This window comes from Halorubrum ejinorense, from assembly GCF_055389685.1.
In genome coordinates this window covers 1981013-2006709 of record NZ_AP043777.1, presented here as the reverse complement: position 1 = coordinate 2006709, position 25697 = coordinate 1981013, and the positions used below count along the sequence as shown (strand labels likewise).

The window sequence follows — 25697 nt, the reverse complement described above, 5'->3', positions numbered from 1 at the left end:
CGGGGATAAAAGGGTCGCTGGTGGTCGGGCGTCGGACGGGCCCTCAGTCGCGGAGTTCGTCCATGTGGTCGATCCGGCGCTGAACGAGGTCGGCGGTCCCGATGTCGTGGCGGATTCGGACCCGGTCCCCGGCCGCCGCCAGCGCGTCCTCGGCCTGCGCCTCGGCGGCCGCGATGGAACCGCCGCGCCCGACGACCGCGAACGCCCGCGACGTGGTGGTGTAGAGCCGGCCGTCGCGCTCGTCGACGCTCGCGTAGTAGAGGAGCGCGTCGCCCGCGCTCTCCTCGTCGACGGCGATCTCGGCGCCCGCGTCGGGGTCGGTCGGGTAGCCGTCCGGCACCGCGTACTTACAGACGGTCGCCTCGCCCGAGAACGTCAGTTCGGGCAGAGGGTCGCCGTCGCGCGCGGCGGCCAGCACGTCGACGAACGGCGTGTCGAGGACGGGCAGCGTGTTCATCGCCTCGGGGTCGCCGAAGCGGGCGTTGAACTCGACCACTCGCGGGCCGGTCTCGGTGAGCATGAACTGGCCGTAGAGGACGCCCTTGTAGTCGGGGAGCGCGTCGACGACGGCCTCCAGCACGTCGACGGCGGCGTCGTAGTCGCCCTCGCCCATGAACGGCAGCGAGAGCCCGGTGTCGGAGTACGAGCCCATCCCGCCGGTGTTGGGCCCCTCGTCGCCCTCGTAGGCGCGCTTGTGGTCTTGGACCGCGGGCGTCGTGCGGAGGTCGCCGTTCGCGACGAACGCCTGGATCGTGAACTCCTCGCCGACGAGACGCTCCTCCAAGACGACCCGGTCGTAGTCGGAGTCGCGCAGGTACGCCTTGGCCTCCTCGCTCGTCACCTGGTCGCCGATCACCTTCACGCCCTTGCCGCCGGTGAGTCCGGCGGGCTTGACCGCGAGGTCGCCGTCGTACGCGTCGATGTACTCGCAGGCCGCCTCGGTGTCCTCGAACACCTCGAAGTCCGGGCAGCCGGGGATCGACGCCTCCTCCATGAACCGGCGCTGGTACGCCTTGTCGGTCTCCAGTCGGGCCTCCTCGGCCCGCGGACCGAACGCGTAGACGCCGGCGTCGTCGAGCGCGTCCGCGACGCCCGACTCCAGCGCCGACTCCGGGCCGATGACCGCGACGTCGGCGTCGACCGCGGTCGCGTACTCGGCGACCGCCGCGGCGTCGGTCTCGTCTATCGTCTCGAACCCGTCCGCGAGCCGGCGGATCCCCGGGTTGCGGACGCTCGCACAGGCGTACAGCGCGCAGTCGTCGGCCACCGCGCGGGCGATCGCGTGTTCGCGGCCGCCACCCCCCACCAAGAGAACGGTCTCCGTCATGCCCGACGGGTGTCCGCACGGTAGTGTAAGTGTTACTCTCTATTCGCCGCGAGATGTACACGTCCGTGGACAGAAGCGGCCGCGACACCGCTCCTCGGCGCGGTGCGGTCGGCTTTTGCCCCGCCGGGCCGAATCGGGCGTATGTCACAGCCGACCGAGCGGAACCGCCTCGACGGGGAGGCGAGTCCCTACCTCCGACAGCACGCGGACAACCCCGTGAACTGGCAGCCGTGGGGCGACGAGGCGTTCGAGCGCGCCCGCGAGCACGACGTGCCGGTGTTCGTCTCCATCGGGTACTCCTCGTGTCACTGGTGTCACGTCATGGCCGAGGAGAGCTTCGAGGACGAGTCGGTCGCCGCGCTGCTCAACGAGGAGTTCGTCTCGATAAAGGTGGACCGCGAGGAGCGACCCGACGTCGACAGCACGTTCATGACGGTCTGCCAGCTCGTCACCGGCGGCGGCGGGTGGCCGCTCTCGGCGTGGTGTACGCCCGAGGGCAAGCCGTTCTACGTCGGGACCTACTTCCCGCCCGACGCGCGCCGGAACCAGCCCGGATTCACCGACCTCTGTGAGCGGATCGCCGACTCCTGGAGCGACCCCGAGCAGCGCGAGGAGATGAGGCGACGCGCCGATCAGTGGGCCGAGAGCGCGCGCGACGAGTTGGAGTCCGTCCCGGCGCCCGACGTCGACGGCGACGCTGATCCGCCCGGTTCGGACCTACTCGAATCGGCCGCCGCGAGCGCGTTGCGAGGCTACGACGAGGAGTACGGCGGCTTCGGGAGCGGCGGCGCGAAGTTCCCGATGCCGGGGCGGCTCGACCTGCTGATGCGAGCGTACGCGCGGAGCGGCCGCGACGCCGTCCTGTCGGCCGCGACGGGCACCCTCGACGGGATGGCCCGCGGCGGGATGTACGACCAGATCGGCGGCGGATTCCACCGCTACGCGGTCGACCGGCAGTGGACCGTCCCGCACTTCGAGAAGATGCTGTACGACAACGCCGAACTCCCGATGGCCTACCTCGACGGCTACCGGCTCACCGGCGACCCCTCGTACGCCCGCGTCGCGGGCGAGTCGCTGGCGTTCCTCGACCGCGAGCTCCGCCACGACGACGGCGGGTTCTTCAGCACGCTCGACGCGCGCAGCCGACCGCCGGCGGGCCGGAGCGGAGGCGGTTCGGACGAGGGCGACGAGCCGGAAGCCGTCGAGGGCGCGTTCTACGTCTGGACTCCCGACGAGGTCGACGCGGTCCTCGACGAGCCCGCGGCGTCGCTCGCGAAGGAACGCTACGGGATCCGGTCGGGCGGCAACTTCGAGCGGGGCACGACGGTCCCGACGGTCGCCGCGTCGGTTGCGGAGCTCGCCGCCGACCGCGATCTCTCGCCCGAGGAAGTCCGAGAGGCGCTGACCGAGGCGCGCACCGCGCTGTTCGACGCCCGGGAGTCGCGCCCGCGACCCGCCCGCGACGAGAAGGTGTTGGCCTCGTGGAACGGGCGGGCGATCTCCGCGTTCGCGAGCGCCGGCGGGGCCCTCGACGAACCCCACGCGGACATCGCCCGGGAGGCGCTCGACTTCTGCCGCGACCGACTGTACGACGCCGACGCGGAGACCGGCGCGCTCGCCCGGCGCTGGCTCGACGACGACGTGCGGGGACCGGGGTACCTCGACGACTACGCGTTCCTCGCGCGGGGCGCGCTCGACACCTACGCCGCCACCGGCGACCCGGAACCGCTCGGGTTCGCGCTCGAACTGGCCGAGGCGCTCGTCGAGGAGTTCTACGACGACGACGGGACGATATACTTCACCCGGGACCCGGACGGGGAGAACGCGGAAACCGGCGATTCCGGCCCGCTCATCGCGCGGCCGCAGGAGTTCACCGACCGCTCGACGCCGTCGAGCCTCGGCGTCGCGGCCGAGACGCTCGCGGCCCTCGACGGGTTCCGGACCGACGGGGAGTTCCGCGAGATCGCGGAGCGCGTCGTGACGACCCACGCGGACCGGGTCCGCGGGAGCCCGCTCGAACACGCCTCCCTCGTGCGGGCGGCCGATCTGGTCGAGACGGGCGGGATCGAGGTGACGATCGCCGCCGACGAGGTGCCGACCGCGTGGCGCGAGACCCTCGGCGAACGCTACCTCCCGGGGGCCGTGATCGCGCCGCGGCCCGCCACCGAGGCCGGACTCGACGAGTGGCTCGACCGGCTCGGGATGGCGGAGGCGCCGCCGATCTGGGCGGGCCGCGAGGCGACCGACGGCGAGCCGACGGCGTACGTCTGTCAGGACTTCACCTGTTCGCCGCCCCGGACGGACCTCGACTCGGCGCTGGAGTGGTTGGGGACGCGTGACCGGTCGGAGTAGCGACGACGTTCCGGACCGCACCCGTCCGCAACCCGCCGGATCGAGTCGATAAGTCACGTCGTAATTAAATATCCCCGTCACCACGCTCACTCCATGTACGATTTCGTCGTCGTCGGCGCCGGACCGCCTGGCTCCCGGTTCGCTCGGCGCGCGGCCGAGAGCGGCCACGACGTGATCGCCTTCGAGAAGGGATCGGTCGGCGAGCCGCTCGCCTGCTCCGGACACGTCTCCGACGACGTGTGGGAGTACGTCCCGGACGGCGCCCGCGACGAACTCCACCAGAACCGGGTGTACGGAGCGCGCTTCCACGTCGGCGGTCCCGGCTCGCGGTCGTACCCCTTCTACAAGCACGACCCCGTCTCGAACGTGATCGACCGCGTCGGACTCGACCGCACCCTCGCGGACTGCGCTCGGGAGGCCGGCGCCGACCTCCGGGAGAACCACGCGGTCGTCGGCGTCGAGGAGCGCTCCGACCGGGTCGTCGTCGAGGTCCGGACGCCCGCGGGCGACGTGGAACGGGTCGAAGCCCGGATGGTCGCCGGCTGCGACGGTCCCACGTCGCGCGTCCGGCGGGCGCTCGACCTACCGGAGCCGGGCGAACTGCTCCACGGCGTCCTCGGGTTCGACGAGACGCCCGACGACGGCGACCTCGTCGACGTTCACCTCACCGCGCCGACCTTCTTCGCGTGGCGGATCCCCCGCGGCGACGCGGGCGTCGAGTACGGGCTGGCGGCGCCGCCGAGCGAAGACGTATCGACGCGTTTCGACAACCTCACCGACGCGTACGGCGCGACGACGGACCGCCGCTGTTCGGGAGCGATCCCCGTGGGGCCGCCGGCGGAGACGACGAGCGACCGGGGCTTTTTGATCGGCGACGCCGCGGCGCAGACGAAGCCGTTCACCGGCGGCGGCATCCTCTACGGGATGCGCGCGGCCGACGTGGCGGCGTCGGTGATCGACCCCCGCGACCCGGGGACGCTCGCCGACTACGAGTCCGGCTGGCGCGACGAACTGGCGACAGAGATTCGGCTCGGAAAGGCGATCCGGCGGTGTTACTCGCTCCCGGAGCCGGTCCAGCGCGTCGGACTACGGGCGCTGTCGGGCGAGATCGGGGTCCACATGGACGAGCCGTCCTCGTTCTTCTCGCCGTCGAACCTCCGGGCGTTGTTCTCGCGGAGCGACCCGCCGAAGTGACGCGCGTCCGGGCCCCTCTGACACTAGCCGCGCCGCCTCACGGTCGGTAGTCACGGCACCGACGGGCCCAGTCCCGCGAGGTCGAGCGCCCACCGCACGGCGGCGATGCCGACGAGTAGCGCTCCCTCGGGACGGGTGAGTTCGCCCTCGCTCCACAGCATCGCGAGCGCGACCAGAACGAGCGCGGTCACCCAGAGTAACCCCTGTATGGCCGTCGACGCGACGGTCGGCGGCCGGATGATCGCCGCCAGACCGAGGACGCCGAGCAGGTTGAACAGGTCGCTCCCGATGAGGTTCCCCACGGTGACGCCGGCCGACCCCCTACGGGCGGCCACGACCGACGTCGCCAGCTCCGGGGTCGACGTCCCGGCGGCGACGACGGTGACGCCGATGACCCACTCGGAGAGGCCGGCCGCGCGGGCGAGGTCCGCCGCCGACCCCACTAGCAGTCGGCCGCCTCCGACGACGAGTCCGAGACCGACGAGCAGGAGCGCGACGTCCCTGCGCCGAAACTCGCGGCGGTCCCTCGTCTCCTGTTTCAGGGACTGCTCCGAGACGAAGAGGTAGACGAGGTACGCGACGAGCAGGCCGACGAGCACGGCCCCCTCCCAGCGGGCGAGCTCGAGGTCACGGAGGAAGCCGAGAACGAGGAGGCTCCCGCCGACGAGAACGGTTCCGTCGCGGCGGATCACCTCGGGAGCGGCCGCGACGGTGACGCTCGTCATCGCGACGCCGCCGAGGATGAACCCCAGGTTGAACAGGTTCGACCCGACCACGTTCCCGACGGCGATGTCGGCCCGGCCCGTCAACGCGGCGTCGACGGTCACCGCGAACTCGGGGGCCGACGTCCCGATAGCGACGACGGAGAGACCGATCACCAGGTCCGAAACCCCGAGTCGCTGAGCGATCCGCGTCGCGCTACCGACGAGGCGTTCGGCGCCGAGCCAGAGGGCGGCGACGCTCCCCGAGATCAACGCGAGGTCGACTGCGACGGCCGTCGTCGATGCCATCGAACGCAAGCTGACGCGACGGCGTGTTAAAACCACACACCGACCACGAGACGGGCCCGCGACCGCGCGGCGTACCCGGCCGAAGAACGGCTCGAAGCCGCTACCGAATTCGCGCGCTGCGTCGCCGGGAGTCCGGGAATTTCGACAGATCCCGATTCCGGCACGGCAGCGAACGCGCGGAGCGGCGACGAACGGGAGTGCCGCGCCGCTCGGACGCTACTCGTCGACGATGTTCGCGAAGGAAACGTTCTCGCGGACGCTCGTGATCTCGACGGTCGGCTCCTCGCCGGGTTCGGCGTCGGGGACGATGACGACGTAGCCGCGTTCGATCTTCGCGATGCCGTCGCCTTTGTCGCCGAGCGTCTCTATCGTCACGTCTCGGACTTCCCCCTCGGACACCGGCGGGTCGGGCTGAACGGCGCCGGCGGCCCCGCGGGAGGTGGGACGCTGTTCTCCGTCGGACGGGCTCGCGGCGTCGTCGCCGGCGGAAGCGGACCGAGTGCCGCCGTCGCTCGCCTCCGTCGCCGCCTCGGAGCTCGCTCCGGCGCGGTCCAGTACGGCGATCCGATACGTTTCGCCGACGCTGACGCTGCCGTGTTCGATCTCCGAGGCGGGAACGGTGACGACGTAGTCGTCGCCGCGGGACTCCACCTGACCGGTGTACAGACACGCGAGAGAATCAGTGATTTCGACCATATCCCTTTTCTAGCGCACGGGGATGAAAAGCCACCTGTTCAGGCCGTGCTGCGGACGAAGGTAAACGTTTACCCTGTTCCGAATTAATCAGCGCTCATGAGCCGAGACTACGAGTCGCTCCACGACCCGAACGCGGAGTACACGATGCGAGAGCTCTCCGCCGAGACGATGGGGACCACGGGGACGCGCGGGGGCGGCCGCGACGTCGAGATCACGGACGTTCAGACGACGATGGTCGACGGGAACTTCCCGTGGACGCTCGTCCGCGTCTACACCGACGCGGGCGTCGTCGGCACCGGCGAGGCGTACTGGGGCGCGGGCGTCCCGGAGCTGATCGAGCGCATGAAGCCGTTCGTCGTCGGCGAGAACCCGCTCGACATCGACCGCCTCTACGAGCACCTGATCCAGAAGATGTCCGGCGAGGGGTCGATCGAGGGCGTCACCGTCACGGCCATCTCCGGCATCGAGGTCGCGCTCCACGACCTCGCGGGCAAGATCCTCGACGTGCCCGCCTACCAGCTGCTCGGCGGGAAGTACCGCGACGAGATGCGCGTCTACTGCGACTGTCACACCGAGGAGGAGGCCGACCCCGAGGCCTGCGCGGACGAGGCCGAGCGCGTCGTCGACGAGCTCGGCTACGACGCCCTGAAGTTCGACCTCGACGTTCCGAGCGGCTTCGAGAAGGACCGCGCGAACCGCCACCTCCGTCCCGGCGAGATCCGCCACAAGGCGGAGATCGTCGAGACGGTCACCGAGCGCGTGAAGGACAAGGCCGACGTCTCCTTCGACTGCCACTGGACGTTCTCGGGCGGCTCTGCGAAGCGCCTCGCGGACGCCATCGAGGAGTACGACGTCTGGTGGCTCGAAGACCCCGTGCCGCCGGAGAACCTCGAAGTGCAAGAGGAGGTGACGAAGAACACGGTCACGCCCATCGCGGTCGGGGAGAACCGCTACCGCGTCACCGAGCTCCGCCGCCTCATCGAGAACCAGGCGGTCGACATCGTCGCGCCCGACCTGCCGAAGGTCGGCGGCATGCGCGAGACCCGCAAGATCGCGGACGTGGCGAACCAGTACTACGTCCCGGTCGCGATGCACAACGTCGCCTCGCCGATCGCGACGATGGCCGCGACGCACGTCGGCGCCGCCATCCCGAACTCGCTCGCGATCGAGTACCACTCCTACGAGCTGGGCTGGTGGGAGGACCTCGTCGAGGAGGACGTCATCGAGGACGGCTACATCGAGGTGCCGGAGAAGCCCGGCCTCGGCCTCACGCTCGACATGGACACCGTCGAAGAGCACATGGTCGAGGGCGAGACGTTGTTCGACTGAGCGAAGCGAAGTCGGATTCGAGAGACGAGCGGAGCGAGTCTCTCGGCGTTTGACGAGGCGTAAGCCGAAGTCAAGCGCGAAGGCTTCCTTTTCCAGTCGGCTCGGACGCCTCACGCGTTCTCGACGATTTCGTCGAGAACGACCGCGTCGAGCCCCCGTCTGTCGAGTTCTCCTTCGACCTCGCCGGCCCGAGGCGCGATCTCGTCCGGCTCGTGGCTGTCGGTCCCGACGGTGACGCGAACGTCGGCCTCGACGAGCCGGTCGAGGAACGCCGGCGCGGGGTGGAACTGGCCGTAGTCGCTGAGTCGGCATCCGGCGTTTATCTCCGGAACGGTCCGGGAGTCTCGGAAGGCGTCGGCGACCGCGGCGTAGTGGTCCTCGGTCGCGAACCCGCGGAGGTGGGCGTTGCGCTCGATCAAGTCGGGATGCGCGGCGACCGCGAACAGCTCCGAGTCGATCAGCGCGGTCAGCTTCTCGAAGTAGCGGTCGACGAGCGCGCGCCGCTCCGACTCGGGCTTCCCGGCGAAATGCGCCTCTGCGTGGACGTTCGTCCCGTCGAGGTCGTGGACGCTGCCGACCGCGTAGTCGAACCCGGCCTCGTCGAGGAAGTCGCCGATGGCCGCCTCGTGGTCCGGGTCGTAATCCATCTCGACGGCGTCGAACACGTCGATCGCGGCGTCCTCGCGGACCGCGTCGATCGCCCGACGCCGGCGCTCGTAGGTCAGATCGAGGTTGAACCCGAACGCGCGCCGGTGTCGCCGCGCGCCCGGATCCGGCGAGACGGTACAGTGGTCGGCGAACCCGATCCCGTCGAGTCCGGCGTCCGCGGCCGCGTCGACCATCCAACGGAGGAACGCCCCGTCCGAGTAGTTCGTGTGGGCGTGGAAGTCGTACACGGAGGGCATTCGCGCCGGGGCGACTCGAAGGTTCGGGTCGCGGTCGGAGCGCGACGGTGTGCCGACGGCTACCGCCGCTGGCCGAGGAGCGCGTTCGCGGCGATCACGAGGAACGCGACCCCCGCCATGCCGGCGATGACGAGAAAGGAGGTCCCCCATCCGAACAGGTCCGCGACGAGGCCGACGCCGACGGAGCCGGCCGAGCCGATCACGGTGTAGACGGTCCGGATCAGGCCGAAGCCGGCGCCCCGCTCCGCGTCACCGAGGGCGTCCATGAAGCGGGGGTCGATGGCCGAGAAGAAGCTGGAGCCGAGGCCCGCGAGCACCACGGCGATCCCGAGGGCGGCGAGCTCGGGAAGGGCCGGCAGCCCGACCGCGAGCGGGAGCCGGACCAGCTCGGGGAGCGCGACCAGCGCGCCGAGGCCGAGCGCGCCGCCGAGGAGCGACCCGCCGATGCTCGCGTCGCGTCCGAGCCCGTCGGAGAGCCGCCCGATCCCGACCTGCGCCCCGGCTCGGACGACGAAGAACGCGGAGAAGACCCCGCCGGCGAACGCGGGCGAGTACCCCCTGAACTCGACGAGGAACGTCGGGAGAAAGGAGATGACGCCCTGTGCGACGTACGTCCCGAGCGTCGCCACCGCGAGCGGCACGAGGATCTCGCGCCGCCCGATCAGTTCGAGCAGCGGGCCGACCCGGAGCCGCTCCGCCATCGGCTGGTCCGGGCGCCGCGGCTCGGTGGGTCGGACTCGGCGGGCGAACAGGGCGAAGATCGGAACGCCGACGAGCGCGGCAAGGGCGACCCCCGGCCGCCACCCGAATCGGAAGCCGACCCAGGTCGCGGCGACGGGCGCGACGAGCCCGGCGAGCGGCCCGCCCAGCGAGTGGATCCCGACCGCGGTGCCGAGGTCGTCGAACGTCCGGGAAAGCAGCGTGGTCGCCACCGCGTAGTGGAGCCCCGCGGCGAGCCCGAGGAGCACCGCCGCCAGCACGAACGCCGGGAACACGGGGACAGCGGCGAGCAGGAGGCTCATCGCCGTCGTCCCGCCGACCGCGACGAGGATCACGCGGCGCTCGCCGAATCGGTCCGCGAGGACGCCGCTCGGGAACTGCGAGAGGCCGTAGGCGAACCACATGCCGGAGAGGGCGACCCCGACCGCCGTGTTCGAGACCCCGAAGTCGTCGATGATCAGCGGGACGACCGGGCTGATCGCCAGCCGGGCGAAGTAGGTCACGAAGAAGGCGAGCATACACAGCGTCAACACCGTGTGGCGGTAGCGCCAGTTCACGCCGATCGCGGCCTCCGAACCGCACCTGTTCGTCCCGCCGCCGACGTTTGCGACCGCAGAGGGTCCACTGTCCGGTTCACGTCTCGTGTCCGGCGTCGCCCGCGACGGGTATAAACCGTCCTCTATCGGAAACCGGGCCGGTCGCTCTCACCCACGCGCCCGCCGGCCGGTCAGTGGTGTTCCGGCTTCGACCCGTCGTTCTCCGGATTTGGCCCTTCGTTCGCCCCCGACCGGTCCGCGAGTCGCTCAGCGATGGCCGCTCCCGCGGTCCGGGGGTCCGCCTCGCGAACGGTCACCGGATCGCCGACCGCGACGTGCCCCGGCTCCAGCACGTCACAGCAGAGGCCGCCGCGGTTCCGCAGCGCGGACGACAGCCCGCCTTCCCCGGCGAGTTCCTCGACGCGTGCGCAGGGCGGCCGACGCCGCGTCGGTCGCAGGAGCGCGCCGCCGACCGCGACGGTCGCGTCGAGGAGGTCGTCCATCTCGGCCCCGAACCCGTCGACGACGACGTTCCGGCGATGCCGACCGTCGGTCACGTCGATCCCGGTCTCCTCGCGGACCGCGGTGAGCGCCTCCGCGGCGACGAGGGTGACGGCGCAGCCGTCGAGTTGGAAGTGACCGTCGCCGCTTCGGTAGCGGTCGCCCTCGACGCCGCCCGGTCGGATTTCGACCGCGTCGCGGCGGACCGGCGTGGCGCCGGCCTCGGGTGCCGTGACGAGTGCGTCGACCGCACCGGAAGGCGAGCCGGAGTCAGGGGCCGACCCGTCGAGTGTCACGGCGGGCCTCCGAGGAGCTCCCGGTCGTCGGGCTTCAGCCACTCGCGGTGCGCGTAGTAGATAGCGGCGACCGGCGGCGCGGGGAGCGCGGCGAGCGCGTACACCCACTTGAAGAGCCCGAGGTCGACGACGCGTCGCTCGGCGAGCGAGAGTGCGTCGAGCAGCAGCGTCGCGGTCGCCAGCGGCGCGAGGAGGTATCCGTGCGCGAAGGCGACGGTCGCACCGATCGGCGTGCCTGGCGAGAGGAACGCCCAGTCGACCGCGTACAGCAGCGTCCAGAGGGCGACGGTCGCCGCGAGCACGGCGAGCCACGGGCCGTCGAAGCGTCGGTCCGAGGCGTTCGGCGAGTCTGCGGAGCCGCCGTCAGTCCCCTCGGTGGCCGGTTCTGCGCGCGTGTTCACGAGCCTATTGAGCGCCGGACGCTAATCAACGTCCGGGTGGTGCGGTCGCGGACGATCGCGGTTCGACCGATCACTCGTCGAACGTGCCGGCCGTCAGGTAGCGCTCCCCGCTGTCCCAGAAGACGGTGACGACGAGGGGCTCCTCGCCGGCGAACTCGCCGGTCTCGCGGAGCTCGGCGGCCACGTCCTTCGCGGCGAGGTTCGAGGCGCCGGACGACTGCCCGACCAGAATCCCCTCCTCGCGGGCGAGTCGTCGGCACTCGAGTTCGGCGTCTCCGAGTTCGACCGTGTGAATTTCGTCGATCAGGTCGACGTCGAGGTTCGGTGCGACGAAGCCCGGACCCATCCCCTGAAAGGAGTCGTTCCCGGGCTCTCCGCCCGACAGCACGGCGTTGTCGGCGGGCTCGACGGCGTCGATTCGGACGTCGGGGAACGCCTCGCGCAGGCGCCGACCGATGCCGGAGAGCGTGCCCCCGGTGCCGACGCCGGCGACGAGCGCGTCGGCCGTGCGGTCGCCGATCTGGTCGAGGATCTCCGGGCCCGTCGTCTCGTAGTGGGCGCGGGGGTTGGCTGGGTTCTCGAACTGGCGGAGTTGGACCGTGTTCGGCTCTCGTTCGAGTTCGTCGGCGCGGTCCTTGGCGTCCGAGATGGTGCCGTCGACGAGTTCGACGGTGGCGCCGTACGCCTTCATCAGCCGGCGGCGCTCGATCGATTTCCCCTCGGGGATGACGAGGGTCACGTCGTAGCCGCGCGTCGCGCCGACCATCGCGAGGCCGATGCCGGTGTTGCCCGAGGTCGGCTCCACGATGCGGTCGCCCGGCTCGATCTCGCCCGCCTCCTCCGCGGCCTCGACCATGTACAGCGCGGGGCGGTCCTTCGCCGAGCCGCCCGGGTTGCGGGACTCGACTTTCGCCGCCACCGTGGTTCCCGCGGGCGCGTCGACCCGCACCAGCGGCGAGCCGAGCGTCGACAGGATGTCGTCGTCCATTAGTCGACACGAGGCGGCCGCGACCCAAAGGCCCCCCGGACTCCGGCAATCGAGGTCGGTAGCCGGGAAAGTCGCAACCGGGCGGCGCAAGCGCGACGACGGCGGTCGCGAGTGAGCTACTTAGTAGTGCCCGTAAATCCCATTTTAGGCGTCGACAGAGACGTAGCCGTCGCTATCAAACTATCTCACAAAACCCATTTTGGCCGTTTTACGACACTTAGAGACGAATAATAACAGCACTTATTTGCCGTCACCCGTCCAATAATATTGTGTCTAATACACAAAACAGTTCAGCGAGGCAGGCCGGATCGCTCGGTCGACTCCAGTGGCTCGCAGTGGCGTTGGTCGTCGTCACCGGTGTTCTCCACTTGTACGCCGGCATCGTCGAGGGACGAGCTCCCGTCGCGCTCGCAGGCGTAGGTTACGCCGGGGCGCTCGTGCTCTTCTTCCGCGGCTACCGGCGGCGACTGCTCTACCTGATCGGCGTTCCGTACACCGCCGTCCAATTCCCCATCTGGATCGTGGCGAAGACGGAATACGGGGTGGTCGACTACGTCGACAAGGCGGCGCAGGTCGCCCTGATCCTCGTGTTGGTCTACCTCTATCTCAACACGATGTCCGAGCCCGACCGAGGGACCGCGACGGCGGCAGACTGAGCACGGATTCGTGGGTCGCGAACGCGCGCGCTCGGACCCGCTGACGGCGTCTACCTTCCCGCGGCCGTCGTGCGTCCCCGCGGTTGCCACCGACGCGCCGTTTACGTGTCCCGACGACGTAACGTGGGCATGACGCTCGAAACACTCGTGCCCGCGACGGACCTCGACGCGGACGCGTTCGACGATGCGGTCGTGGCGGCGCTCGCGGCCGACGACTACGTCTTCAAGGTGTGGGGCGGCGACTGGTGTGGCGACTGCCAGCGCCAGCTCCCCGAGTTCGGCGCCGCGCTCGCCGCCGCCGAGGTCCCCGACGACCGCATCGAGGCGTTCCCGGTGACGAAGGGGCCGAACGGGAAGGAGGGAGAGGGGGTCGACGCGTACGGCGTCGAGCTGATCCCGACGGTCGTCGTCGAGTCCCCCGACGGCGAGGAGCTCGCCCGCTTCGTCGAGGAGGCGGACGTCTCCATCGCGGAGTCGCTGGCGCGCCAGCTCGCCGACGTCGAAGCGACCGCCTGAGACGGCCCTCCGGAGTCAGTCGTCTGCCGCGTTCGCGTCGGTCGCGTAGTAGACGACGGCCATCGTCACGCCCATCGTGACCGCGTAGACCGTCGTCGAGGTGTCGAGGACGACGCCGACACCGAGGACCGACGCGGACGCCACGATTCCGGTGAGGAGGGCGTACCGAACTCTGGAGAGCCCGCGCGCCCAGTCGTCGGCGCGGCGGTACAGTTGGCGGGGACTTGTCATGTCTCGTCATGTCGCGCGACCGACGACTATCTTCCGGTCGATCCGCGACCGCAGTAGCGAGCGCTCAAGTCCCTCCGGCCTCCACGCGGCGTATGGCACGCGTCACAGTCTGGAACGAGTACCGACACGAGCGCGAGAGCGACGTGGTCGCCGATGTCTACCCCGACGGGATCCACGCCGTCATCGCGGACGCGCTCCGGACGGCGGGTCACGACGTGCGCACCGCGACCCTCGACGAGGGCCCCGATCACGGGCTCACGGAGGCCGTCTTGGACGACACCGACGTGCTCACGTGGTGGGGTCACGCGGCCCACGACGAGGTGCGCGACGCGGTCGTCGACCGGGTCCGCGAGCGCGTCCTCGACGGGATGGGCCTGCTCGTCCTCCACTCCGCGCACTACTCGAAGATATTCAAGCGCCTGATGGGGACCAGCTGTTCGCTGAAGTGGCGCGAGGCCGCCGAGCGCGAGCGGCTGTGGACGATCGAACCAGGGCACCCGATCGCGGACGGGATCGGTGAGACCATCGAACTGCCGGAGACCGAGATGTACGGCGAGCGATTCGACGTCCCGGCGCCGGACACCTTGGTGTTCAACTCCTGGTTCGAGGGCGGCGAGACGTTCCGCTCCGGCTGCTGTTACCGACGCGGGAGCGGGAAGGTGTTCTACTTCCGACCGGGCCACGAGACGTACCCGATCTATCACGACGAGGACGTCCGGCAGGTCCTCCGGAACGCGGTCGACTGGGCCGAACCGGGCGGCGGCCCGACCCCCGAGTTCGGCAACGCCGACCCGATCGAGGACATCGACACGAGCGACGACCGGACGGTCCACTAGCGCGGGACCGTCGTTCTCGGTCTCAAGCCACGTCGCGTAGCTCGATGAACGCGGACATCATCGCCGACTCGGCCTTCCGGAGGTGTTCCGAGGCGGTGCTCGGAGCGGCGTCGATCCGCTCGGCGACCTCCTCGACGGTCCCCGACCGCGGGAACTCGTAGTACCCGCTCTCGACGGCGGCCGCGAGCGCGTCGAACTGTCGGTCGGTCAGCCCCGGGTCGAAGAGGTCCTGTCGCCAATCGTACTCCCCGATCCGGAGGACGTCGCTCCCGATCCGGTCCGGTAGCTCGGCGAGCGCGTCTCCGAGCGGGCCGCGTTCCCCGATCAGCGTCAGGCGCACGGTCCCGCTCGGGCGGAAGTCGACCGGCGGGACGACGACGATGCCGGTCCGCTGAAACGGGTCGAACATGGCCTCGTCGACCGCGTCGCGCCGCTGCGTGAGGAAGACGTAGTAGCCGTCGTCGTCGATCCGAGTGACCTCGAACTCCCGGATCCGGTCGACCGCCCGCAGCGCGTCGGTGTAGACGTTGATGTCCCCCTCGACGTAGAACAGGAACGTGTCCGCCGTCTCGTCGAGAACGGTGCCCTGTAGCAGGACGTCCCGCTCCACGGCGTCGGACTCGTCGACGAGCCGGTGCATGGGATGCATGAGGTCCGGCGGATAGCGGAGTTCGAGCCGGAGGTATCTCACGCCGCGCAATCGCGCCGGCGCGATTATAAATGCCCGTGCTGAGCCGGCAGAAGATTCGGGGGTCGCGGCCGCCTCCGTCCGTGTATGTCGACCGAGCTGCTGCGCGACGCCGACGAGGGCGACGGAACGGCGGACCCCTTCTCGCCGATCCGCGAGTTGGTGACGGGGCGCGAGGAGCACGTGAACGCGCCCGCCGCCCGAATTCGACCGGACGCGGTACAGGAGGCCCTCTCCGCCCTGCGAGCCGAGGGCGACTACGACCACCTCGCCTGCGTCACCGCACAGGAGTACGAGGGCCGCTACGAATCGATCTACCACCTGCGCTCGTACGACGACCCGACGCGGGAGGTCAGCGTCGTCGTTCCCGCCGACAGAGAGGACCCCGTCTCGGAGTCCGCGGCGCCCGTGTTCCACACGGCCGACTGGCACGAGCGCGAGGCGTACGACCTCGTCGGGATCGAGTACGATGACCACCCCGACCTCCGACGGATACTGCTCCCCGAGACGTGGCAGGGGCACCCGCTGTCGACGGACTACGACAAAGACCGGCCGCAGATCGCCGCGCTCTCCGAGAACGAGCCGGTCGAGCCGGGGGCCTCGGCGTCGGTCGAGAGCGACACCATGCTGCTCAACATCGGGCCGCACCACCCGGCCACCCACGGCGTCCTCCACCTTCAGGTGACCCTCGACGGCGAGGACGTGATCGGCGTCGAGCCCGACATCGGCTACATCCACCGCTGCGAGGAGCAGATGGCCCAGTCCGGCACGTACCGCCACCAGATCATGCCGTACCCCGACCGGTGGGACTGGGGCGGTGGCGGGCTGCTCAACGAGTGGGCCTACGCGCGCGTCGCCGAGGACCTCGCGGACGTCGAGGTGCCCGAGTACGCGCGGGTGATCCGGACGATGAGCGCCGAGCTGAGCCGGATCCTCTCGCACATGCTGGCGATGGGCGCGTACGCGCTCGACGTGATCGGCGACTTCACCGCGACGTTCATGTACGCAATCCAGGAGCGCGAGCGCGTTCAGGACATATTAGAGGACCTGACCGGCCAGCGGCTGATGTTCAACTACTTCCGGCTCGGCGGCGTGGCGTGGGACCTCCCGGAGCCCCGTGAGGAGTTCCTGGGCGGAATCCGCGAGTTCCTCGACGGCCTCCCGCGTCGCATCGAGGAGTACCACGACCTGCTGACGCGGAACGAGATACTACAGCTCCGAACGATAGACACCGGGACGCTCCCGCCGTCGGTCGCGAAGGAGTACGGGACGACCGGCCCGGTACTCAGGGGCTCCGGGGTCGACTACGACCTGCGCCGCGACGACCCGTACGGGTACTACGACGAACTCGACTGGGACGTCGTCACCGAGGACGGGTGTGACAACTACAGTCGGCTGCTCGTCCGGATGCGCGAGGTCGAGGAGTCCGCGAGGATCGTCGGGCAGTGCGTCGACCTGCTCGACGACTGGCCCGAGGACGACCGAACCGTTCAGGCGAACGTCCCCAGAACGATCCGCCCGGACGACGACGCGGAGATCTACCGCGCCGTCGAGGCCGCGAAGGGAGAGCTCGGCATCTACGTCCGTGCCGACGGGACGGACAAACCCGCCCGGTTCAAGATCCGCGGTCCGTCGTTTTCGAACCTCCAAGCGCTCCCCGAGATGGCCGAGGGCGAGTCGATTCCGGACCTGGTCGCGGCGCTGGGGAGCCTCGACACGATCATGGGCGAGGTCGACCGCTGACCCGGTCGCTCCCCGACGAGCCCGCGGCTCACGAGCGTAGAGCGACCGCCGCTACGGCGCGGACGTTGAAAGGCGGCCGCCCCACGCGAACGCGAGACGACCGGTTTGTGTCGCACGCCGGCGGCCGGTCACGTGAACGTGGTCCGCCCGAGGGTATAAACCCTCCTTCACGTCGCCGCGAGCGTCACGCGACGGCGCCGCCGCGTGCCGGCGGAGCGACTCAGTCCGGTCGGTGGACCTCGCCGTCGCGCTCGTCGGCCCCTTTCCGGCGGACCGCGGCGGCCGCGTTGTTCGCGTCGTAGCCGAAGAACACGTCCTTCGCGTACGCCTCGGCCACCTCGGTCGCGTGGATCAGGTCGTCGACGTCGACGTCGACCGCGTACAGCTCCAGCGAGAACGGCGTCTCCGGCGGCGCGCCGTGGACGTCGTAGTCGCCGCCGAGCCGGGAGCGGAACCCCCGTGCGATCGTCTCCAGCCAGTAGGTCGTCGCGTACTCGGTGTCGTACAGCGGGACGACGAACTCGTCGACGTGGTCGGCGAGCCGGTCGAGGTCGAGGCCGGCGCGCTCGTAGAGGTGGTCGGGATACGGGTCGGGATACAGCGTGAGCAGCAGGCGTCCGGGGACTAACTCGGCCGCGTCCGCGACGAACTCGGTGATGACGTCGGCGCGCCAGTCGCCGAAGTCGTCGCGGTCGCTCTCGGTGAACAGGCGTTCACAGCGGTCGCAGTGGCAGAATCCCTCGCGGGGGAAGCCGACGTCGTCGAGGCGGACGTCGCCGTTCTCCGCGGCGCAGTCGGAGATTATCTCCATGAGCCCCTCGCGGTACTCCGGGTGCGTCGGGCAGATGTACGCCCAGTCGAAGTAGTCGCGGTCGCGGGTCGCCGGCTCGCCGCGCTCGTCGACCGGGACGAGCTCCGGGTTCTCGCCGGCGGCGGCGTTGTCGCCGAAACACGACACCATGTTCACGGCGTTCGGCAGCGGCTCGGCGGCCCGCCCCGTGACGTCTTTCACCTCGTAGAAGCCGAGGTCGAACGGCTCCATCGCGACCTCGTCGGCGTTCCGCGTGACGACCCCGTACATGGGGCTTGCTAGGCGGTAGGTCGGTAAAAACGGCGGGTCTCGTGACGGTCGGCGCGGGGAAGCGGACCGGCGTAGCGACGTAACTCAGCGGGTACTGCGACCCCGTGAGGGGGCTATTCAGCGGTCGGCCGGATCGCGGAGGGCGGGTCCGACGACTACTCGACTTCGACCGGCTGCTTGTCGCCGGCGAAGAGGAAGTACGCGAGCGCGACGAGCGACAGCACGAGGACGAGCTTGGCTTTCTTGCTCATGGACCGACGTTCGCACGGCGGGCGCTAAAACTTACCGGAGGGCCGGCGACCGCGCGGCGGGTCGGTCGTCGAACGGCGGCGGCTCAAACGTCGATGTGGTCGGCGATGTCGGCGCGCAGGATCGTCGCGCAGTAGTCGCAGCGCACGCCGTCGGCGACGACGTCGAAGCGGGTCTCGACCGGTTCGCCGGCGTTCGTGATACAGTTGCGGTTCGGACACGAGAGGACGCCGGTGACCCCGTCGGGCCGGGTGACGCGGTTCTTCTCGACGACCTCGAAGTCGCGGACGATGTTGATCGTGGCCTCGGGCGCGATGAGCGACAGCACGTCGACCTCGGACTGCGAGAGCTCGCGGTCCTCGACCTTCACGATGTCCTTGCGGCCCAGCCGGTCGGAGGGGACGTTCATCCCGACGGAGACGCCGAAGCCCTCCCGACCGTCGATGCCCAAGATCGCGAGGACGTTCAGCGCTTGGCCGGCCTCGACGTGGTCGATGACCGTGCCGTCTCGGATCTTCGAGACGCGGAGCTCGTGTTCGCTCATCGGTCCACCTCCGTCCCCTCGTCGCCGTCGGGATTCGCGTTCTCCAACAGGGTGTCGAGCAGCGCCATGCGCACCGGGATCCCGTTGTGCGCCTGTTCGAAATAGCGCGCGTGGTCGGTCTCGTCGACGTCGGGCGCGATCTCGTCGACCCGGGGAAGCGGGTGCATCACCGTCAGGTCGTCCGCCGCGGCCTCGAGCGTGTCGGCGTCGATCTGGTACTCGCCCGCGACGCGGTGGTACTCGTTCTCGTCGGGGAACCGCTCCTTCTGGATCCGGGTGACGTAGAGCACGTCGAGGTCGCCGATGACCGGCTCCAACTCCTCGTGTTCGCGCACCTGGGCGCCCGTCTCGTGGAGGTCGAACCGCACCGACCGCGGGAGCCGCAGCGACTCGGGGCTGATGAAGTGCTGGTTGGCGTCGAACTCGGTGAGCGCGGCCGCCAGCGAGTGGACGGTCCGCCCGTACTTCAGGTCGCCCATGATCCCGATCGTGAGGTCGTCGAGCCCGTGGTCCTCGCGGATCGTGTGGAGGTCGAGGAGGGTCTGGGACGGGTGCTGGCCCGCGCCGTCGCCCGCGTTGACGACCGGAACGTCGACGCGTTCGCCGGCCAGCGTCGCGGCGCCCTCGCTCGGGTGACGGAGGACGAGGGCGTCCGCGTACCCCTCGATGACGCGGACGGTGTCCGACAGCGACTCCCCCTTCGAGACGGACGAGGAGTCGACGTCGCCCATGCCGATGGTGTCCATCCCGAGGCGCTTCCCCGCGCTGTCGAAGCTCATGCGGGTCCGCGTGCTGGGCTCGAAAAAGCAGAGCGCGAGCACGCGGCCGGCGTGTCGGTCCGCGTAGGCGGCGGGGTCGTCGGCGACCGCTCGGGCCCGGTCGAGCACGGCCTCGATGTCATCCCGCGAGAGCTGGGTCGCGGTGATGAGGTGATCCTGACGCATCATCCGAGAAGGGTATCGGCAGTATCTTGAATCCCTCGGCTCGGGCCGCAGAACCGATGTTCACGGACGTGAACAGTCGTCGAGAGGTGCTTTCGAAATCCGTAACGCGGGGAGAATCCGTCCGCGCCTCGCGACGGCCACACGGCTCCCGCCGCCGCGCATAAGCCGCCGCGGACCGAAACGGGTCTATGAGCGAAAACGACCCGGCCGACCTGCTCCCGAACGACCGCGTGAAACAGGCCGCCCTCGACGGCGACGTGACACAGCTCCACCGCGGGAATCAGTACGGCGAGCCGGGCGACACCTTCGAGATAGACGGCGTCGCCTTCGAACTGACCGAGGTCGCGGAGCGGACGCTGGGCGACATGACCGACGAGGACGCGAAACGCGAGGGGTCGCCGTCGCTGGAGGCGTACAAGGAGCGCATGGTCCGCGCACACGGCGGGAACTTCGACTGGGACGACGACGCGGACGTGGTGCGACACCGCTTCGAGCGAGTCGAGTAGGCGTTCGTCGCCGGCCCGACACGGTCGGGCGATGTGTCAGGCGTCGCGACCGTACCCCATTATTTATACTGTAAGATATTGGATGTAGAGAGTATGGCAGCCAGCGACGAGGCCGGCGTCGTCGAACGTATCGGATTTCGAATGTCGGAGGCCGTCGAGCGGTGGATGCCGAGCCCGTTCGTCTTCGCCATTCTGTTGACGTATATCGTCTTCGTGGCCGGATTGGTGACCACCGATTCGGGACCGACAGAACTGTTGGAGTTCTGGTACGGCGGGTTCTGGGCGTTCCTCGGATTCTCGATGCAGATGGTGCTCATCCTGATGACCGGGTTCGTCATCGCGTACCACCCGAGAGTCAACGCGATCTTACAGCGGCTCGCCGAGATTCCGAACACCGGCGCGCAGGCGGCCGCGTTCGTCGGGTTCATCTCGATGTCGCTGGCGTGGGTCCACTGGGGGTTCAGCCTCATCATGGGCGCCATCTTCGCCCGCGAGATGGGGAAAGTCGCCCACCGCAAGGGGATTAACGCGCACTACCCGCTGCTCGCGGTCGCCGGCTACATGGGGCTCGGCCTGACGTGGCACTGGGGCATCTCCGGGTCCGCGCCGCTCCAGTTGACCGACGCGAACAACATCGGCGAGGGGACCGGGTTCGAGTTCCTCTCGTCGACTATCCCCGCCGCCGAGACCATCTTCCACCCGTACGCGCTCACGCTCACCGTCCTCTCAATCCTGTTCGCGAGCGCCGTGCTTTACGTCCTCGCGCCTTCGGGCGACCGCACGAAGGGGATCACTGAGTACGTCGACGAGGCCGAGCTGTTCGACTCGGCGGCGGACGGGGGGCGCGCAGCGGACGACGCGGCCACCGACGGAGGCACCGACGCCGCCGACGCGTCCGACCCGGTCGACGAGCCGCCCGCGGCGGTCGACGACGTGCCAGCCGAGCGGCTGAACAACAGCCGGATCCTCGGGGGCCTGATCGCGCTGTCGGGCATCGCCATCCTCGCGGTCCAGTTCGCCGGACAGGGACTCGGCGCGTTCACGCTGAACGCGGTCAACTTCGGGTTCCTCTTCGCCGGGCTGCTGATCTACCAGCGCCCGGCGTACTACCGCGACCGGTTCAACGAGGCGGCGGGCGCCGCGGCCGGTATCGTCCTGCTTTTCCCCTTCTTCGCGGGTATTCAGGGGATCATGGCCGACTCCGGGCTCGCGCTGCTACTCGCCGAGGCGCTGCTCAGCGTGTCCACGGAGGCGACGTACCCCGTGGTCGCGTGGATCGTCGGCTCCGTCGCGAACCTGTTCGTCCCCTCGGGCGGCGGCGAGTGGCTCGTCGTCGGGCCGTCGGTCCTCCAGGCCGCACAGGAACTCGGCGTGCCGTACGGACAGGCCACCATCGCGTACGCGGTCGGCGACGCGCACACGAACCTGCTGAACCCGTTCTGGGCGCTGCCGCTGCTGGCGATCACGAACGTCAAGGCGCGCGAGATGTTCGGCTACGCCATCGCGATGCTGCTCGCGTTGATCCCGTTCCTGGCGGTAGCGCTGTACGCGGTGCCGTACTGAGGTCGAACCCGATTTTTCGTCCCGAGAGCAGACCAGACGTAGCCCGATCGCTACGTCGGCCGGAACACTGGCGCGCCGAAACTGCGCAGAATACCGTGGCGGCGGGGCCGCTCCGATCGGCGTCAGAAGCGCAACGGGCGAACTGTCGCAACGAAACCGAACAGGTATCAAAAGTTATGTGTCTAGGGACGGAGAGGTATCGCTACGGCCTTCGACGCCTACCATGGATTTCGAAACGGAAGCACACGTCGACGAATACGTCATCGATAGCGACGACACGGCGGTATTCGCCGCGTCCGACGGCGAACTCACGTACACCCGACCGGGTGAGGAGGGCATGGTTTCGATTCCCGTTAGCGACGCGAACAGCGTCGAGTTCGACCGGAACACCGGCTTTCACCGGCACACGTTCCTCGGCCTGTTCTTTCTCGTCCTCTCGCTCATCCTCACCGTCGGCACGGCCCTCCTCGTCTATCAGGGACACGCCGAAACCCGAACGGAAGTCGCGCTCGCGGCGTTCCTGTCTCTTTTCGCGATAGGCGGCTGGAACACCACGTACGACTTCCTGTCTCACTCGAACCGCGACGTGATCGACGTGTACATCACCACCGAGGCGAAGACGCACGTTCTCTGTGGCGAGATCGGAGACGCCGAATTCGTCAACGCGTGTCAACAGCTCAGTGATTCCGACATTCCCACCTCGAACCGTAACCGGAAGCTCGAAGCCACACTCAACTGACGCCCGCGACATCTCGCACGGCGAAGGCGAATCGAGAACGAGGAGAGCCGACGGGCGCGGATCGGCCCTTCAGTCGTCGTCCGCGGCCGCGCCCTCGTCCGCGGCGGTCGCCGCGTCGTCCTCGATGCTCGGCGGGTACTTCCCGCGGTCCAGTACCAGGTCGGACTGCGGGCGGGCCATACAGGTGAGCGCGTACTCGTCGGCCTCCTCGTCGGTGAGGCCGCGGGCCGCGGGCTGGGTCACCTCGCCCTCGACGATTTCGGCGGAGCAGGCGAGACACATTCCGACGCGGCAGGAGTACTCCTGAGCGATCCCCTCCTCGATACAGGGCTGAAGGATCGTCTCCGTGTCGGCCACCTCTATCGTCTCGCCGGTGCCGACGAACTCGACGGTGTACTCTGTCATGACGCCGAATACCCGCTGACCGGTCAAAAAGGGTTCCCCTCGAACGCGTCGCCGTCGCGGGGACGGAAGACGAACGAAGAGCGGCCGGCGGGGGGAGGAAGCGGTGTCGGTTGCTCGACCCATTCCAAGGGAGCCTCAGCGGACGGTGTCGGACGACCGCTACATGAACTAGGGCCTGACGAGCATAAGTTGCTGTAGTACAGTCCTCGAAAAATGGAACAGCGGTGGACCTCTTTGGCGAGCTGCGTCGACACTGAGACGTATGAACCCGACCGCGCTTGTTCCCGCTGTTAACGCGGGGTGGATCACAGCCTTGTCCCCCGAACTCGCGAGCCGGGCACAGTTCGGGTGGACGATTTCCGTCCACATCATCTTCGCGTCGCTCTCGATCGGTCTCGCGCCGTTCATCGTCTACTTCACGTACAAGAGCGTGCGAACCGACGAGGAGCGATTCGAACGGCTTCGATCGTTCTGGCTGCGGGTGTTCGCGGCCGGCTTCGTCATGGGGACGGTCACCGGAATTCCGATGAGTTTCCAGTTCGGGACGAACTTCCCGCAGTTCTCGGAGGTCGCCGGCGAACTGATCGGTGGCCCGCTGGCGTTCGAAGCGAAGATGGCGTTCTTCCTCGAAGCGGTGTTCCTCGGGGTGTTGCTGTACGGTCGTGAGCGGGTGAGTGACCGGAGCTACGTCCTGTCGTCCGTACTCGTGGGGGTCGGGGCGTGGCTGTCGGGATTTTGGATCCTCGTGGTCAACGCATGGATGCAGACGCCGCGGGGCTACGAGATGATCACCCGCAACGGGATGGAGGTCGCCAAGCTCACCGACCCCGTTGCCGCGTTCTTCACCCCTCGGATGACGTGGATGTACGTTCACATGATCAACGCGTCTGTCATCTCGGTCGCCCTGTTGGTCGCCGGCGTCTCGGCGTACATCATCTGGAAGAAGCGCACTGCGACGGCGTGGAACACCGCATTGAAACTGGCGGTGGTGGTCCTGCTCGTCTCCGCGCCGCTACAGGCCGTTCACGGCGACGCGTACGGTCGCCACGTCGCGGATACACAGCCGCAGAAGTTCGCGGCTATGGAGGCCCACTACGAGACCGGCACGGCCGACCTCCACCTCCTCGCGTTCCCGAAGAGCGTCGACGCGTTCACCGACCCGAAAGCGGAGAACCTCTTCACGGTAAGTCTCCCCGGGATCGGGTCGTTCCTAGCCAGCGGTGGTGATTTCGACGCCGAGGTGCTCGGACTGAACGAGTACGAGTCGAACCCGCCCGTCGCCATCGTGTTCTGGTCGTTCCGCATGATGGTCGGGCTCGGCTTCCTCTTTATCGGGCTGGCCCTGTGGGGCGGTGGTCTCATGTTCCGCGGCCGGCTCTCCGACAGCGATCGGTATCTGAAGGCGATGATACTCGCGTCGCCGCTCGGCTACGCCGCGCTCCTCACGGGGTGGTACGTCACAGAGGTTGGACGCCAACCGTGGGTCATCCAGGGCGAACTCAAGACCAGTGAGGCGGTCTCCTCGACGCTGACCGGTACCGAGGCCACGCTGACGCTGGTCGGGTTCGTCGTCGTGTACGTCGGACTCGTGGCGACCGCGCTCTACGTACTGAAGTGGCTGATCCGCGAGGAACTCCGGACGCTGGGGAGGGAGGGGTCGAGTAACGACCACTGGCACGGTCCACTACCGGGGATGATCGACGATGACTGACCCGATGATCCCCGTCGACGCGTACCTCGTCGACTCGCTACCGGAGATTTGGTTCGGCGTTGTGCTGTTCGCACTGGGAATGTATCTCGTGCTCGACGGGTTCGACTTCGGGATCGGACTGCTGTATGCGACCCGCGAGACGGAACACGAGCGTGAGAAACTCCTGTCGGCGTTCGGGCCGGTGTGGGACGCCAACGAGGTCTGGTTGGTCGCCTTCGGAACGATGCTGTTGGCGGCGTTTCCCCGGGCGTACTCGCGACTGCTGGCGGACCACTACCTGCTCGCGATCGGGTTCGTGCTCGCGCTGTTGTTCCGCGGACTGGGACCGGAGTTGCGTGAACAGCGTCACGACAGGCAGTGGCAACGGTACTGCGACTACTTGTTCGTCGTCGGCAGCTTCTTCGCCCCCCTGCTGTTCGGGACGCTCGCCGGCCGATGGGTGTTCGACGCGGCAACGCTGTCGCTTCCGGCGCTGCTCACCGGTATCGGCTTGGTAGCGGTCTCCGTCGCGACGGGCGCGGCGTTCATCGCGGCCAAGGGAGGACCGGTTCTCGCGTCGGACCTGCGCCCGTACGGGGTCGGCGCGACGATCGTGTACCTCGGTGGCGTCGTCGCCCTGCTGGCGACCGTCGTCCTGACGGACGCCGGTGGCGCCGCCGACACCGTCCGTTCGCTGCCCGCCGCTGTGGTCGTGGGACTGTCGGTCGGTGCGGGTCTGGGTGGGATTCTCCTCGCCAGACGCGGTTCGTATCGCGCGTGGGTGGCGAGCGCGTTCGCGCTTCCGGCGCTGTTGACAGTGTTACTCGCGCTCTTTCTGTACCCGACGATCTATCCGCCGACCGGTCTGACCCTCAGGGCGGCGGTCGTCTCGCCGCTCGCGCTGAATCTCGTGACGGTCCTCGGGCTGCCCGTGTTGGTCATCGTGTTGTGGTATTTCACCTACCTCTATCGCGTGTTTAGCGGTCCGATCGACGCCGAGGGGTACGGGAGCTGAACGCCGAAACACCGCTCTCGCTCCGAGCCATCACGG

The 25697-nt window shown here is 69.0% G+C and carries 26 protein-coding genes; 12 read left to right on the top strand and 14 right to left on the bottom strand.

Annotated features, from left to right (window positions below; all coding sequences use genetic code 11):
- Window positions 1-43: 43 nt before the first annotated feature.
- Window positions 44-1327: a phosphoribosylamine--glycine ligase gene (gene purD, locus ACZ5KW_RS11415; protein ID WP_343776476.1), complete on the bottom strand. Its 1284-nt coding sequence runs from the start codon at window positions 1325-1327 to the stop codon at window positions 44-46.
- A gap of 141 nt (window positions 1328-1468) precedes the next feature.
- On the opposite strand from purD, the gene ACZ5KW_RS11410 reads away from it, so the two are divergent.
- Together ACZ5KW_RS11410 and ACZ5KW_RS11405 are read left to right on the top strand one after the other, a co-directional pair.
- Window positions 1469-3679, top strand: a complete 2211-nt coding sequence (locus ACZ5KW_RS11410) for a thioredoxin domain-containing protein (RefSeq protein WP_343776474.1) — start codon at window positions 1469-1471, stop codon at window positions 3677-3679.
- Between the two features lie 93 nt (window positions 3680-3772).
- Window positions 3773-4873, top strand: a complete 1101-nt coding sequence (locus ACZ5KW_RS11405; RefSeq protein WP_343776472.1) for a geranylgeranyl reductase family protein — start codon at window positions 3773-3775, stop codon at window positions 4871-4873.
- Between the two features lie 50 nt (window positions 4874-4923).
- Here the strand turns inward: ACZ5KW_RS11405 and ACZ5KW_RS11400 are convergent, their stop codons facing one another.
- Both ACZ5KW_RS11400 and ACZ5KW_RS11395 read right to left on the bottom strand, forming a co-directional pair.
- A complete protein-coding gene (locus tag ACZ5KW_RS11400) occupies window positions 4924-5883 on the bottom strand; it encodes a calcium/sodium antiporter (RefSeq protein WP_343776470.1) in 960 nt (319 codons plus the stop codon).
- Window positions 5884-6099: 216 nt separating this feature from the next.
- Window positions 6100-6579, bottom strand: coding sequence for a TRAM domain-containing protein (locus ACZ5KW_RS11395; protein ID WP_343776468.1), 480 nt, complete (start codon window positions 6577-6579; stop codon window positions 6100-6102).
- A 96-nt stretch (window positions 6580-6675) separates the two neighbouring features.
- Here ACZ5KW_RS11395 and ACZ5KW_RS11390 point away from each other — a divergent pair, with 96 nt between their 5' ends.
- Window positions 6676-7908, top strand: a complete 1233-nt coding sequence (locus ACZ5KW_RS11390) for a mandelate racemase/muconate lactonizing enzyme family protein (RefSeq protein WP_343776466.1) — start codon at window positions 6676-6678, stop codon at window positions 7906-7908.
- Between the two features lie 110 nt (window positions 7909-8018).
- Here ACZ5KW_RS11390 and ACZ5KW_RS11385 read toward each other — a convergent pair whose 3' ends face one another.
- The 5 genes from ACZ5KW_RS11385 to ACZ5KW_RS11365 form a co-directional block, all read right to left on the bottom strand.
- Window positions 8019-8804: a PHP domain-containing protein gene (locus ACZ5KW_RS11385; protein ID WP_343776465.1), complete on the bottom strand. Its 786-nt coding sequence runs from the start codon at window positions 8802-8804 to the stop codon at window positions 8019-8021.
- Between the two features lie 68 nt (window positions 8805-8872).
- On the bottom strand, window positions 8873-10090 hold the full coding sequence (locus tag ACZ5KW_RS11380) for an MFS transporter (protein ID WP_343776463.1): 1218 nt from the start codon (window positions 10088-10090) through the stop codon (window positions 8873-8875).
- 170 nt (window positions 10091-10260) lie between these two features.
- Entirely contained in the window at window positions 10261-10866 is a 606-nt protein-coding gene (locus ACZ5KW_RS11375) for an MOSC domain-containing protein (protein ID WP_343776461.1), read from the bottom strand.
- The gene (locus tag ACZ5KW_RS11370; protein WP_343776459.1) at window positions 10863-11267 is read right to left on the bottom strand and encodes a hypothetical protein; all 405 of its coding nucleotides are present in this window, start codon (window positions 11265-11267) and stop codon (window positions 10863-10865) included. The genes ACZ5KW_RS11375 and ACZ5KW_RS11370 overlap by 4 nt, the downstream gene beginning before the upstream one ends.
- A 70-nt stretch (window positions 11268-11337) precedes the next feature.
- The gene (locus tag ACZ5KW_RS11365; protein WP_343776458.1) at window positions 11338-12255 is read right to left on the bottom strand and encodes a PLP-dependent cysteine synthase family protein; all 918 of its coding nucleotides are present in this window, start codon (window positions 12253-12255) and stop codon (window positions 11338-11340) included.
- Between the two features lie 269 nt (window positions 12256-12524).
- On the opposite strand from ACZ5KW_RS11365, the gene ACZ5KW_RS11360 reads away from it, so the two are divergent.
- Entirely contained in the window at window positions 12525-12911 is a 387-nt protein-coding gene (locus ACZ5KW_RS11360; RefSeq protein ID WP_343776457.1) for a DUF7475 family protein, read from the top strand.
- A gap of 129 nt (window positions 12912-13040) precedes the next feature.
- On the top strand, window positions 13041-13427 hold the full coding sequence (locus tag ACZ5KW_RS11355) for a TlpA family protein disulfide reductase (RefSeq protein WP_343776455.1): 387 nt from the start codon (window positions 13041-13043) through the stop codon (window positions 13425-13427).
- A 15-nt stretch (window positions 13428-13442) separates the two neighbouring features.
- Here ACZ5KW_RS11355 and ACZ5KW_RS11350 read toward each other — a convergent pair whose 3' ends face one another.
- Window positions 13443-13658: a hypothetical protein gene (locus ACZ5KW_RS11350; protein ID WP_343776454.1), complete on the bottom strand. Its 216-nt coding sequence runs from the start codon at window positions 13656-13658 to the stop codon at window positions 13443-13445.
- Between the two features lie 92 nt (window positions 13659-13750).
- Here ACZ5KW_RS11350 and ACZ5KW_RS11345 point away from each other — a divergent pair, with 92 nt between their 5' ends.
- Window positions 13751-14494: a ThuA domain-containing protein gene (locus ACZ5KW_RS11345; RefSeq protein ID WP_343776452.1), complete on the top strand. Its 744-nt coding sequence runs from the start codon at window positions 13751-13753 to the stop codon at window positions 14492-14494.
- Between the two features lie 22 nt (window positions 14495-14516).
- Here the strand turns inward: ACZ5KW_RS11345 and ACZ5KW_RS11340 are convergent, their stop codons facing one another.
- Entirely contained in the window at window positions 14517-15185 is a 669-nt protein-coding gene (locus tag ACZ5KW_RS11340) for a helix-turn-helix domain-containing protein (protein ID WP_343776451.1), read from the bottom strand.
- Between the two features lie 84 nt (window positions 15186-15269).
- Here ACZ5KW_RS11340 and ACZ5KW_RS11335 point away from each other — a divergent pair, with 84 nt between their 5' ends.
- Window positions 15270-16925 (top strand): NADH-quinone oxidoreductase subunit D-related protein, encoded by a 1656-nt coding sequence (locus ACZ5KW_RS11335; RefSeq protein WP_343776450.1) that lies wholly within the window; start codon window positions 15270-15272, stop codon window positions 16923-16925.
- A gap of 220 nt (window positions 16926-17145) precedes the next feature.
- Here the strand turns inward: ACZ5KW_RS11335 and ACZ5KW_RS11330 are convergent, their stop codons facing one another.
- From ACZ5KW_RS11330 to pyrB, 3 genes are all read right to left on the bottom strand, one after another.
- Window positions 17146-18006, bottom strand: coding sequence for a hypothetical protein (locus tag ACZ5KW_RS11330; protein WP_343776449.1), 861 nt, complete (start codon window positions 18004-18006; stop codon window positions 17146-17148).
- A 334-nt stretch (window positions 18007-18340) separates the two neighbouring features.
- Window positions 18341-18799: an aspartate carbamoyltransferase regulatory subunit gene (gene pyrI / locus ACZ5KW_RS11325; RefSeq protein WP_343776447.1), complete on the bottom strand. Its 459-nt coding sequence runs from the start codon at window positions 18797-18799 to the stop codon at window positions 18341-18343.
- A complete protein-coding gene (pyrB, locus tag ACZ5KW_RS11320) occupies window positions 18796-19743 on the bottom strand; it encodes an aspartate carbamoyltransferase (RefSeq protein WP_343776446.1) in 948 nt (315 codons plus the stop codon). The genes pyrI and pyrB overlap by 4 nt, the downstream gene beginning before the upstream one ends.
- A gap of 188 nt (window positions 19744-19931) precedes the next feature.
- Here pyrB and ACZ5KW_RS11315 point away from each other — a divergent pair, with 188 nt between their 5' ends.
- The 3 genes from ACZ5KW_RS11315 to ACZ5KW_RS11305 all read left to right on the top strand — a co-directional run bounded on the left by ACZ5KW_RS11315 (window position 19932) and on the right by ACZ5KW_RS11305 (window position 22551).
- On the top strand, window positions 19932-20249 hold the full coding sequence (locus tag ACZ5KW_RS11315; protein WP_343776445.1) for an ASCH domain-containing protein: 318 nt from the start codon (window positions 19932-19934) through the stop codon (window positions 20247-20249).
- Window positions 20250-20390: 141 nt separating this feature from the next.
- On the top strand, window positions 20391-21812 hold the full coding sequence (locus ACZ5KW_RS11310) for a short-chain fatty acid transporter (RefSeq protein WP_371153008.1): 1422 nt from the start codon (window positions 20391-20393) through the stop codon (window positions 21810-21812).
- Window positions 21813-22035: 223 nt separating this feature from the next.
- Window positions 22036-22551 (top strand): hypothetical protein, encoded by a 516-nt coding sequence (locus ACZ5KW_RS11305; protein ID WP_343776442.1) that lies wholly within the window; start codon window positions 22036-22038, stop codon window positions 22549-22551.
- 69 nt (window positions 22552-22620) lie between these two features.
- Here ACZ5KW_RS11305 and ACZ5KW_RS11300 read toward each other — a convergent pair whose 3' ends face one another.
- Window positions 22621-22956, bottom strand: a complete 336-nt coding sequence (locus tag ACZ5KW_RS11300) for a 2Fe-2S iron-sulfur cluster-binding protein (protein ID WP_343776441.1) — start codon at window positions 22954-22956, stop codon at window positions 22621-22623.
- 262 nt (window positions 22957-23218) lie between these two features.
- Between ACZ5KW_RS11300 and ACZ5KW_RS11295 the strand changes: the two genes are divergently transcribed.
- Together ACZ5KW_RS11295 and ACZ5KW_RS11290 are read left to right on the top strand one after the other, a co-directional pair.
- A complete protein-coding gene (locus tag ACZ5KW_RS11295) occupies window positions 23219-24667 on the top strand; it encodes a cytochrome ubiquinol oxidase subunit I (RefSeq protein ID WP_343776440.1) in 1449 nt (482 codons plus the stop codon).
- On the top strand, window positions 24660-25661 hold the full coding sequence (locus tag ACZ5KW_RS11290; protein WP_343776439.1) for a cytochrome d ubiquinol oxidase subunit II: 1002 nt from the start codon (window positions 24660-24662) through the stop codon (window positions 25659-25661). Before ACZ5KW_RS11295 ends, ACZ5KW_RS11290 begins: the two co-directional genes overlap by 8 nt.
- The last annotated feature ends 36 nt before the right edge of the window (window positions 25662-25697 follow it).